General features: G+C 66.0%; 12 protein-coding genes. All 12 read left to right on the plus strand.

Features of this window, described 5'->3' with window-relative positions:
* The coding region (locus NX784_RS28455) for a hypothetical protein (protein WP_258820040.1) at window positions 1-201 on the plus strand (201 nt) is incomplete at its 5' end.
* A 122-nt stretch (window positions 202-323) separates the two neighbouring features.
* Window positions 324-1,811 carry a B12-binding domain-containing radical SAM protein gene (locus NX784_RS28460; RefSeq protein WP_258820041.1) on the plus strand — a complete coding sequence of 496 codons (1,488 nt, stop codon included), beginning with the start codon at window positions 324-326 and terminating at the stop codon, window positions 1,809-1,811.
* Window positions 1,812-1,898: 87 nt separating this feature from the next.
* The gene (locus NX784_RS28465; protein ID WP_258820042.1) at window positions 1,899-3,020 is read left to right on the plus strand and encodes an MlaE family ABC transporter permease; all 1,122 of its coding nucleotides are present in this window, start codon (window positions 1,899-1,901) and stop codon (window positions 3,018-3,020) included.
* The gene (locus NX784_RS28470) at window positions 3,020-3,937 is read left to right on the plus strand and encodes an ABC transporter ATP-binding protein (RefSeq protein WP_258820043.1); all 918 of its coding nucleotides are present in this window, start codon (window positions 3,020-3,022) and stop codon (window positions 3,935-3,937) included. Before NX784_RS28465 ends, NX784_RS28470 begins: the two co-directional genes overlap by 1 nt.
* Window position 3,938: 1 nt before the next feature.
* The gene (locus tag NX784_RS28475; RefSeq protein ID WP_258820044.1) at window positions 3,939-4,886 is read left to right on the plus strand and encodes an MlaD family protein; all 948 of its coding nucleotides are present in this window, start codon (window positions 3,939-3,941) and stop codon (window positions 4,884-4,886) included.
* A gap of 14 nt (window positions 4,887-4,900) precedes the next feature.
* Window positions 4,901-5,524 (plus strand): ABC-type transport auxiliary lipoprotein family protein, encoded by a 624-nt coding sequence (locus NX784_RS28480; RefSeq protein ID WP_258820045.1) that lies wholly within the window; start codon window positions 4,901-4,903, stop codon window positions 5,522-5,524.
* A complete protein-coding gene (locus tag NX784_RS28485; RefSeq protein WP_258820046.1) occupies window positions 5,521-6,648 on the plus strand; it encodes a VanZ family protein in 1,128 nt (375 codons plus the stop codon). The genes NX784_RS28480 and NX784_RS28485 overlap by 4 nt, the downstream gene beginning before the upstream one ends.
* A 60-nt stretch (window positions 6,649-6,708) precedes the next feature.
* Complete coding sequence (locus tag NX784_RS28490; protein ID WP_166864532.1) at window positions 6,709-7,035, plus strand: (2Fe-2S) ferredoxin domain-containing protein; 327 nt, start codon at window positions 6,709-6,711, stop codon at window positions 7,033-7,035.
* A gap of 11 nt (window positions 7,036-7,046) precedes the next feature.
* On the plus strand, window positions 7,047-7,676 hold the full coding sequence (locus tag NX784_RS28495) for an alpha/beta hydrolase (protein WP_258820047.1): 630 nt from the start codon (window positions 7,047-7,049) through the stop codon (window positions 7,674-7,676).
* Window positions 7,677-7,776: 100 nt separating this feature from the next.
* On the plus strand, window positions 7,777-8,925 hold the full coding sequence (locus NX784_RS28500; protein WP_258820048.1) for a D-alanyl-D-alanine carboxypeptidase family protein: 1,149 nt from the start codon (window positions 7,777-7,779) through the stop codon (window positions 8,923-8,925).
* A gap of 173 nt (window positions 8,926-9,098) precedes the next feature.
* Window positions 9,099-10,028, plus strand: coding sequence for an aldo/keto reductase (locus NX784_RS28505; protein ID WP_258820049.1), 930 nt, complete (start codon window positions 9,099-9,101; stop codon window positions 10,026-10,028).
* A gap of 13 nt (window positions 10,029-10,041) precedes the next feature.
* Window positions 10,042-10,350, plus strand: coding sequence for a metal-sensitive transcriptional regulator (locus NX784_RS28510; protein WP_166864544.1), 309 nt, complete (start codon window positions 10,042-10,044; stop codon window positions 10,348-10,350).
* Window positions 10,351-10,368 lie beyond the last annotated feature (18 nt).

Consider the following 10,368-nt stretch of genomic DNA (forward strand, 5'->3'; position numbering starts at 1 on the left):
CATCACCGAAGCGATACTGGCACCTCATCAAACGCCCACACTTATCGACTGTTTATTGTTAAAGAACTCTGTATTCGGTACTGCCTTGCTGCGCTTGCGAATCGTTGTGTTCGTCAGCAGCAGAGAAGCGAGATTATGCAGTGTTTCGCGGTCATCGTCAACTTCTTTTTGATCCCCTTCGAAGCGTTCAGAACCGTTTGACGGCCTGTCATTTTCGACGAGGGACCGAATGATACCAGCGCCGAAAACGAACCGCAAGAGGCGCACGCTTGCCGAACGGCGTCAGCGTACAATGGGCGCTTTGCCGTCCTTCCCGCACCGTCATGACCGTCCTGCTCGCCACCCTCAACGCCCGCTACGCCCACGCTTCGCTGGGGCTGCGCTACCTGCTGGCCAACATGGGCGACCTGCAGCCGCAAACGAGCCTGATGGAATTCGTGATCGGCGCGAAGACGACGGAAGTCGTGGAACGCCTGCTGGCCAAACAGCCGCGCATCGTCGGCTTCGGCATCTATATATGGAACGTCGAGGAGACGACGAGGGTCGTCGCGATGCTCAAGCGCGTCGCGCCCGAGGTGGTGGTGGTGCTGGGCGGGCCGGAAGTCTCGTACGAGACGAGCGACCAGGAGATCGTGCGCCTGGCGGACTACGTCGTCACCGGCTGGGGCGACGTCACCTTTCCCAAGCTGTGCGGCGACATCATCAACGGACCGAAACCGATCATGAAGGTGCATGCGGGCGTCCAGCCCCCGATGGCCGACATCGCGCTACCCTACGCGCTCTACACGGACGAGGACATCGCGCACCGCACCATTTACGTGGAAGCCTCGCGCGGCTGCCCCTTCAAATGCGAGTTCTGCCTGTCGTCGCTGGACAAGACGGCGTGGCCGTTCGGGATCGAGGCCTTCCTCGCGGAGATGGACGCGCTGTACAGGCGGGGCGCGCGCCTGTTCAAGTTCGTCGACCGCACGTTCAACCTGAACGTCAAGACGAGCCAGCGCATCATGCAGTTCTTCCTCGATAAGATCGCGGCCAATCCGGACGACCCGGTCTACGCCCACTTCGAACTCGTGCCGGACCACCTGCCGGAAGCGCTGAAGACGACGATCGCGCAATTCCCGCCCGGCGCGCTGCAGTTCGAGATCGGCATCCAGAGCTTCAACCCCGAAGTGCAGACCCTCGTGAGCCGGCGCCAGGACAATGCGAAGGCCGCCGACAACATCCGCTGGCTGACGATGGAGTCCAACGCGCACCTGCACGTGGACCTGATCGCCGGCCTGCCGGGCGAAGACGTCGACTCCTTCGCGCGCGGCTTCGACCGGCTCGTCGCACTGGGCCCGCACGAGATCCAGTTCGGCATCCTCAAGCGCCTGCGCGGCACGCCGATCATCCGCCACACGGCACCCTACAAGATGGTGTACGACCCGTACCCGCCCTACACGGTGCTCGCCACCGACCGCATCGACTTCGCCACCATGCAGCGGCTCGTACGCTTCGCGCGCTACTGGGACCTCGTCGCGAACTCGGGCCGCTTCGCCCACACGGTCAAGGTGCTGCTGGGCGAGCGCCCGTTCGCCAACTTCATGGCGTTCTCGGACTGGATGTACACGCAGCTCGATGCGACGCACCGCATCGCCCTCGACCGCCTCGCCAAACTGGTGCAGGCGTGGCTGCAGCGGCAAGGGATGCCGCCAGATGCCGCCGCGGCCCTCGTCGCGAGCGATTACGCCGGCAGCACGCACAAGCCGGCCGAAAAGACGCAGGCCAAGGCCGCCGCACCCGAGCGCCAGGTGCGCCACCTGGCGGCGTAAACACGGCAATGTGCGCCAGCGTACGCTCTGCGGCACGCTAGCGTAACGTTGGTGGCGGCGGTCGCGAATCTCTTTTACACTGCCGCAATGCAGATTGAAAATGCGCCAACATTAACCATCGAGCCGACCGGCGCGGAGCAGTCCGTGGTGGCACGCGGTGTATGGCAGGTGCATGCGTTCTCCCGGCAAGGCTTCAAGGACATCGAAAAGACGATGAAGTCCCTCGCCGGCAAACGGGTCGTGTGGGACCTGTCCGGCATCGCCAGCCTCGATCACATCGGGGCCCAGTTGTTCTGGAGTTCCTGGGGCAAGCGCCGCCCCGAGCAGCTGAAACTCGATCCGCGCCAGGAAGAGCTGTTCCAGCGCATCGAAAAATCCGGCCAGATCGCGCTGCCGCGCACCCGCCAGAGCCGCCTGCAATGGGTGATCACGCTGGGCGCCGGCGTCCTCAAGTTCTTCGAGCACCTGAAAAGCGTGATCATCCTGATCGGCCAGGTCGTGCAGGACATCGGCCGCTTCCTCCGCCATCCGCTGTCCGGGCCATGGCGCGAGATCTCCGCGAACGTCTACCACTCCGGCTTTCAGGCGCTCGGCATCACGGCACTCGTCGGCTTCCTGATCGGGGTCGTGCTGTCGTACCTGTCGGCGCAGCAGCTGCGCATGTTCGGCGGCGACATCTACCTCGTCAACATCCTCGGCATGAGCATCATCCGCGAACTGGGCCCGCTGCTGGCGGCGATCCTCGTCGCGGGCCGCTCCGGTTCGTCGATCACGGCGCAGCTGGGCGTGATGCGCGTGACGGAGGAACTCGATGCGATGCTCGTGATGGGCATCTCGCACGGCTACCGTCTGATCATGCCGAAGGTGATCGCGCTCGCGCTCGCGATGCCGCTGCTCGTCGTGTGGACGGACGCGATGGCCCTGATCGGCGGCATGGTCTCCGCGAAGGTCGAATTGAACCTGACGATGCGCTACTTCGTGCAGAAGCTGCCGTCAGCCGTGCCGATCGTGAACTACACCATCGGCCTGGGCAAGGGCGTCGCCTTCGGCATGCTGATCGCGCTCGTGTCGTGCCACTTCGGCCTGCGCATCAAGCCGAACACGGAAAGCCTCGGGCGCGGCACGACGACGTCGGTCGTCACGGCGATCACCGTCGTGATCCTGGCCGACGCCGTGTTCGCGATCGTCTTTTCGGGAGTGGGATTCTGATGATGGAAGACCACGACCCCAAGCCGAATACACCGCCGGACACGCCGCCCCCGCTGCCGCCGCCGGTTCCCAAGCCCCAGCGCCCGCCGCAGCAGTTGAACCGCAAGCCGGAAGAAGACGTCGGGCCGCCCGTCGTCCAGATCCGCAACCTGTGGACGCGCTTCGGCCGCACGGTCGTCCACCAGGACCTGAACCTCGACATCTATGCGGGCGAGATCCTGTCGATCGTCGGCGGCTCGGGCACGGGCAAGACCGTGCTGCTGCGCCAGATGCTCGGCCTGGAGCGTCCATCCAGCGGCTGCGTGCGCGTGTTCGGCGAGGACGTCAGCAGCGCCAGCCCGGAACAGCTGCAGCGCATGCGCAACCACTGGGGCATGCTGTTCCAGCAGGGCGCCCTGTATTCCGCATTGACCGTGTTCGACAACATCGCGCTGCCGCTGCGCGAGCTGCGCGCACTGCCGGAGGACGTCATCCGCGACGCCGTGCTGCTGAAGATGGACATGGTAGGACTGGGCCCGGGCGACGCGAACAAGATGCCGTCCGACCTGTCGGGCGGGATGATCAAGCGCGCGGCCCTCGCGCGCGCGCTCGCGCTCGAGCCGCAACTGCTGTTCCTCGACGAGCCGACGGCGGGTCTCGACCCCGACCTGTCGGATTCCTTCGTCGCGCTGATCCAGACACTGCACAGCGAACTGCATCTGACCGTGGTGATGGTCACGCACGACCTGGACACGCTGTTCGCCCTGTCGTCACGCATCGCCGTGCTGGCGGAAAAACACGTGATCGCGGTGGGGCCGTCGTGCGACGTGCTGCGTGTGCCTCACCCCTTCATCAAACACTTTTTCCTGGGCCCGCGCGGCCAGCGGGCGCTGGAAGTGCTGGAAGAGCGCATCGCAAGAAAGGAGTCGGAAGACTGACATGGAAAACAGATCGTATGCCCTCATGACGGGCTTCTTCACGGTCGCGCTGCTGGTGGCCGCTGTCCTCATCGGCCTGTGGCTGAACCGCGACCGCACGACGACGCATCCGTACGAGATCGCCACCACGCAGACCATCCCCGGGCTGAACCCGCAGGCCGCCGTGCGCTACCGCGGCCTGGAAGTGGGACGCGTGGACGACATCGTGTTCGACCCGCGCGTGACGGGCCAGATCCTCATCAAGCTCTCGATCGAGGAAGGCGCGCCCGTCACGACGACGACGTTCGCCTCGCTCGGCTACCAGGGCGTGACGGGCATCGCCTTCATCCAGCTGGACGACGACCGCACCGGCTCGCCGCTGCTGAAGAGCGACAAGGGCCATGTGGCGCGCATCCCGCTGCGTCCCGGCCTGCTCGACCAGCTCGAGAAGCGCGGCCTCGCGATCCTGGAAAAGACGGAGCGCATCACGGATAGCCTGAACAATGTCCTCAGCAAGGAAAACCAGGACAAGATCACGGGCGCCTTCGACAGCATCAACAAGGCCGCCGCCGCGTACGCCGAGATCCCGGGCCAGCTGCAGCCCACGCTGGCGCGCCTGCCCGCGCTGACCGATAAACTGGACCGCACGATGGGGTCCGTCAACGAGCTGTCGACGAGCGCCACCGCCGCCGTGCGCAACTACGACCGCCTCGCTACGACGCTGCAGGCGCCGGGCGGCCCGATCGAACGCGCGGGCACCGCCATCGATTCGCTGGGTGGCGTGACGGCCGATCTCGAGCTGCAGACCCTGCCGCACGTCGTCGAGATGGCCGACGAGGCGAAGACGTCGCTGCGCGCCGTGCGCCGCACCGTGACGAACCTGGGCGACCGCCCGCAAAGCATCCTGTTCGGCGGCCCGGCCGCCGAACCCGGCCCGGGCGAACCTGGTTTCGCCCCCCCGACCAAATGAGGAATCCCGCGATCATGCATCCGACCCGCTTCATCATCGCCGCCGCCTGCGCGCTGATCCTGTCCGGCTGCGCCTCGCAGAAGGGCCAGCCGACCACGCAATTCGACTTCGGTCCGGCCGCGCCCCCGACGGCGCAGGCACCGGCGCCCGGCGCGCTCGGCCCCGTCGTCGTCACCGACGTCACCGGCTCGACCGCCCTGGACAACGAGCGCATGTTCTACCGCCTGAGCTATGCCGACCCGCTGCAGGCCCGCACCTATGCCAACAGCCGCTGGACGGCGAACCCGCTGCAGCTCCTGACCCAGCGCTTCAAGACGCGGCTCGCGCAGGCAGGCGCGCGCGTGCTGTCCGAAACGGATGCCTCCACCGGCATTCCGCTGCTGCGCATCGACGTCGACGAATTCATGCAGGACTTCGGCGGCGTGAGCCAGAGTACGGGCGTCGTCGCCGTGCGCGCGTCGGTGTTCCGCGGGCATGCGCTCGTGGACCAGCGCAGCTTCCGCCGCGCGATCCCCGCGGCCAGCGCCGATGCGGCCGGCGGCGCGCGCGCCCTCGCCGCCGGCACCGATGCCGTCGCGGCCGACATCGTGGCCTGGCTGGCCGGCATGCCCGCCACCGTCGACACCGCGCGCCGATGACCGATACGGAAGACGCGGCCGGCCCGCGCGCGTCGCCCGTCGCGCGCGCCGCGCTGCTGGCCTATCTGCTGCTGATCGTCTACGCCAGCTGGTATCCGTTCTCCGGCTGGCGCAGCAGCGGGCTGTCGCCGTTCGCCTTCCTCACCCAGCACATGCCGCGCTGGTGGACCGGTTTCGACGTCATGGTCAACATCGTCGGCTACATGCCGTTCGGCGTGCTGCTCGTGCTGGCGCTGCATCCGGCCGTGCGCGGCACGTGGGCCGTCGTCGTGGCGGCCGTCACAGGGCTGCTCGTGTCCGGGACGATGGAGGTCGTGCAGAACTACCTGCCCACGCGCGTACCGTCGAACCTCGACCTCCTGACCAACGCGGGCGGCTGCCTGGCCGGGGCGCTGCTCGGCGCCTGGTTCGCGCCCATGCTGCTGGACCGCGGCCGCCTGTACGAGCTGCGCCAACGCTGGTTCGCGTCGCATGCGAGCCAGGGATTGGTTCTCGTCGCCCTGTGGCCGCTGGCGCAGGTCTATCCGCAGAACTACCTGTTCGGCAACGGCCAGGTGCTGCCGCTGCTGTCGGAATGGCTGTCCGAATGGCTCGACACGGACATCGACCTCGTGACCATGCTGCGCGGCGATGCGCCGATGAGCGTCGAACAGTACTGGTTGTCCGAAACGATCATCACTGCGTGCGGCATGACGGGCGCGGCGCTCACCCTGTTGTGCCTGACGCGCCGCGACGCGCCCCGGCTGCCGCTGATGCTGACCCTCGCCGCCGTCGGCCTCGTCGTCAAGACGCTCGCAAGCTCGCTGTTCTTCGCGCCCGCGAATGCCCTCGTCTGGATCACGCCTGGTGCCGAGGGCGGCTTCCTGATCGGGTTGATCATGCTGGCCGGCCTCGCGTTCGCGCCGCAGGTGGCGCAGCGCCGGCTGGCAATCGCCACGCTCATGCTGTCGCTCATCGTGGTCAATACGATCCCGGCGAATCCGTATTTCGTCTCCACCCTGCAGGCCTGGCAGCAGGGTAAATTCCTGAATTTCAACGGCGCGGCCCAGTTCCTCAGCATGGCCTGGCCCTTCATCGCCCTGTGGTTCCTGCTGCTGCCGTCGCACCGGCTGAACCGGCCCTGATTAGGGCGTATCATTACGACCGACCGCGGCGGCATGGCCGCCCACTCATCCGGAATCGACATGAACGACGACAAACCCTTTTATCGACACCACGTGTTCTTCTGCCTGAACGAACGCGAAGGCAAGGACTGCCGCCCCAGCTGCGGCAAGAGCGGCGCCGAGGCCGCGCAGCAGCACGCCAAGAAGCGCATCAAGGAACTGGGCCTGAACGGTCCGGGCCAGGTGCGCATCAACAAGGCCGGCTGCCTGGACCGCTGCGAGGAAGGCCCCGTCGTGGTCATCTACCCGCAGGGCACGTGGTACACCTACGTGGACAACGCCGACATCGACGACATCATCGACCATCACATCGTGAAGGGCGAAGTGGTCGAACGCCTGAAGATCTGAACGACGCAGCAATGAACAAGAATTCACACAAGTTTTACCTGACCGGCCCCGCCGGCAAGATGGAATGCCTGCTGGACGAACCGGACGGCACCCCGCGCGGCATCGCGCTCGTCGCGCACCCGCACCCGCTGTACGGCGGCACGATGGACAACAAGGTCGCGCAGACGCTGGCTAGAGCCTTCGTCGGCCTCGGCTACGTCACGGCCCGCTTCAACTTCCGCGGCGTGGGCGAATCGGAAGGCGTGCACGACGAAGGCCGCGGCGAAGTGGACGACATGGAGGTCATGCTCGACCACATGATCGCGCAGCATCCGGGCCTGCCGTACGCGCTGTCCGGCTTCTCGTTCGGCACGTTCGTCCAGGCCCAGTTGCAGCAGCGCCTCATCGCCCAGGGCCGTCCGGCCGAGCGCCTGGCCCTCGTCGGCACGGCGGCCGGCAAGTGGCCGATGCCGGAGGTCCCGGCCGACACGATCCTGATCCACGGCGAACTTGACGATACGATACCGCTCGCGCACGTGTTCGACTGGGCGCGCCCGCTCGACATCCCCGTGACCGTGATCCCCGGCGCCGACCACTTTTTCCACCGCAAGCTCGTCCACATTAAAAATCTTGTCGCGCAATTGTGGCGGCGTGACATTTGAGCCGAACGCTGGCCTATAATGATGCGATCTTCTTTCAAGGCAATGCTTACGGGCATTGCCATCGCAGCATCGTTCACTGTTCACTTCTGAATTGTCTTCCATGAAAAAGCTAATCGCGGCCTTCGCCGCCAGTGCCCTCCTGATGTCGGCCGCCCAAGCGCAGCAGGTGCCGGCCCCGCAAATCGCCGCCCGTTCGTGGCTCCTGCTGGACGCGACCAGCGGCCAGGTCGTCGCGTCGCAGGATCCGGATGCCCGCATCGAACCGGCATCGCTCACCAAGGTCATGACGGCCTACGTCGTCTTCGAGGCGCTGCGCGACAAGAAGATCACGCTGGACCAGATGGTCAACGTGTCGGTGCATGCGTGGAAGGTCGACAACAGCAGCTCGAAGATGTTCATCGACCCGGCCACCCCCGTGAAAATCCAGGACCTGCTGTACGGCCTGATGATCCAGTCCGGCAATGACGCCGCGGTTGCCCTGGCCGAAGCCGTGGGCGGCGACGAAGCGACCTTCGTCACGCTGATGAACCGCGCGGCCCAGCGCATGGGCATGAAGAACACGCACTTCGCCAATCCGCACGGCCTGCCGTCGCCGGAGAACTACTCGACCGCGCGCGACCTGGCGATCCTGGCCTCGCACGAGATCCAGGACTTCCCGCAGTTCTACAAGATCGACTCGATCAAGGAATTCACGTACAACAAGATCAAGCAGCAGAACCGCAACCGCCTGCTGTGGCTCGACCCGACCGTCGACGGCCTGAAGACGGGCCACACGGAAGCCTCGGGCTATTCGATGATCGCGTCGGCGCACCGTCCGAACGGTCCGGCCGGCGAACGCCGCCTGATCTCCGTGCTGTCCGGCGCCACGTCGGACGGCAACCGCACGGCGGAAAGCCAGAAGCTCCTGAACTGGGGCTTCCAGAACTTCGACACCGTCAAGCTGTACTCGAAGGGCCAGCCGATCCTGACGCCGCAGATCTGGAAGGGCTCGCAGTCCACCGTGAAGATCGGCTTCCCGAACGACGTGTGGGTGACCGTGCCGAAGGGCGTGGCGCAGAAGATGAAGCCGGTCCTGCAACGCAAGGATCCGCTGGTCGCGCCGCTGGCGCTGAACACCCAAGTGGGCACGCTGAACATGATGGTCGACGGGAAGCCGCTGCTGGCGCTGCCGGTCGTGACGCTGGAAGAAGTGCGCGAAGCGTCGATCTTCGGGCGTGCGTGGGACTCGATGCGTTTGTGGATCAAGTAACATCGTAGGGTGGACGGCTTGTCATTGAGTCCCCCGGACTCAATGACTCCACGCGTTCAAGAGGAGTCTGAATCCTCGGGACGCATGTTTCGTCCATATACAAGCTGGTTGAACGCGTGGACGGCGAGCCGTCCACCCTACCACGACCGGCACGTGCAATTGAAAGAAGAACGATGACACCTGCCCTGCCCCGCGACCTGTCCTGCCCGCGCATCGCCACCCGCAAGGGCGGCGGTCTCGAACTGTCCCGCATCGTCGCCGGCATGTGGCGCATGGCCGATTGGGGCATGACGGTGGAGCAGCGCATCGCCTTCATCGAGCAGTGCATCGCGCTGGGCGTCACGTCGTTCGACCATGCCGACATCTACGGCAACTACGGCGTCGAAGGCCTGTTCGGCGAAGCCCTGCGCGCGCAACCTTCGCTGCGCGACCGCATCCAGTTGATCAGCAAGTGCGGCATCAAGCTGCTGTCCAACAAGCGTCCGCAGCACACCATCCAGCACTACGACACGAGCGCCGCGCACATCGTTGCGTCGGCCGAGGAATCGCTGCGCCAGCTCCACACGGACCATCTGGACCTGCTGCTGATCCACCGTCCCGACCCGCTGATGGACTTCGACGAGATCGCGCAGGCGTTCACGCGCCTGAAGCAGGATGGCAAGGTGCTGCACTTCGGCGTGTCGAACTTCAGCCGCCACCAGTTCGAGGCGCTCGATCGCCGCGTCGCGCTGTCGACGAACCAGGTGGAATTCTCGCCGCTGCACGTGGCGCCGATGTTCGACGAAACCTTCGACGGCCTGCAGGACGTCGGCGTCGCACCGATGATCTGGTCGCCGCTGGCCGGCGGCCGGCTGTTCACGTCGAACGACGCGAACGCCGAGAACCTGCGCCTCGTGATCAAGGACATTGCCGACCGCCTGCACCAGCCGTTCGCCAGCGTCGTCTTCGCGTGGATCATGCAGCTGCCGTCGCGCCCAATTCCGCTGACGGGCAGCGGCCGCGCCGAGGCGATCGCCGTCGCCGTCGCCGGCACGACGTTCCAGCTGTCGCGCGCGGACTGGTTCACGATCCTGCGCGCCGCGCGCGGGCACGAGGTCGCGTAGGAGTTCCGCCGCCATGGCCGAACCCCTCAAGATCGTCGAAGGCCGTGCCCTCACGGCGCAGCAGAAGAAGGATTTGCTGAACCGCCTCGCGCGCGTGGAGGGCCAGCTGCGCGGCGTGCAGAAACTGATCGCGCTGGCCGACGCGCCGTCCGACTGCGACGCCGTCGCCCAGCAGATGGCGGCCGCGCGCAAGGCGCTGGACCGCTCGTTCGTGCAGCTGCTCACGGCGAGCATCGTCACGCACACGGGCAATGCGGCCGATCCCGAGGAAGCGAAAGCGGCGGCGGCGCATTTGGCCGCCCTGCTCGACAAGTTCGCATAAAAACCGTCACCGGCACCT

This window comes from Massilia pinisoli (genome assembly GCF_024753285.1).
In the GTDB taxonomy this organism is placed as follows: domain Bacteria; phylum Pseudomonadota; class Gammaproteobacteria; order Burkholderiales; family Burkholderiaceae_D; genus Telluria; species Telluria pinisoli.

Bases quoted from the DNA above. Each gene is read 5' to 3' on its own strand.
- NX784_RS28505 (WP_258820049.1), top strand. From the start codon at position 9,099: ATGACACCTGCCCTGCCCCGCGACCTGTCCTGCCCGCGCATCGCCACC.
- NX784_RS28460 (WP_258820041.1), top strand. From the start codon at position 324: ATGACCGTCCTGCTCGCCACCCTCAACGCCCGCTACGCCCACGCTTCG.
- NX784_RS28490 (WP_166864532.1), top strand. From the start codon at position 6,709: ATGAACGACGACAAACCCTTTTATCGACACCACGTGTTCTTCTGCCTG.
- NX784_RS28495 (WP_258820047.1), top strand. From the start codon at position 7,047: ATGAACAAGAATTCACACAAGTTTTACCTGACCGGCCCCGCCGGCAAG.
- NX784_RS28500 (WP_258820048.1), top strand. From the start codon at position 7,777: ATGAAAAAGCTAATCGCGGCCTTCGCCGCCAGTGCCCTCCTGATGTCG.
- NX784_RS28470 (WP_258820043.1), top strand. From the start codon at position 3,020: ATGATGGAAGACCACGACCCCAAGCCGAATACACCGCCGGACACGCCG.
- NX784_RS28510 (WP_166864544.1), top strand. From the start codon at position 10,042: ATGGCCGAACCCCTCAAGATCGTCGAAGGCCGTGCCCTCACGGCGCAG.
- NX784_RS28475 (WP_258820044.1), top strand. From the start codon at position 3,939: ATGGAAAACAGATCGTATGCCCTCATGACGGGCTTCTTCACGGTCGCG.
- NX784_RS28480 (WP_258820045.1), top strand. From the start codon at position 4,901: ATGCATCCGACCCGCTTCATCATCGCCGCCGCCTGCGCGCTGATCCTG.
- NX784_RS28485 (WP_258820046.1), top strand. From the start codon at position 5,521: ATGACCGATACGGAAGACGCGGCCGGCCCGCGCGCGTCGCCCGTCGCG.
- NX784_RS28465 (WP_258820042.1), top strand. From the start codon at position 1,899: ATGCAGATTGAAAATGCGCCAACATTAACCATCGAGCCGACCGGCGCG.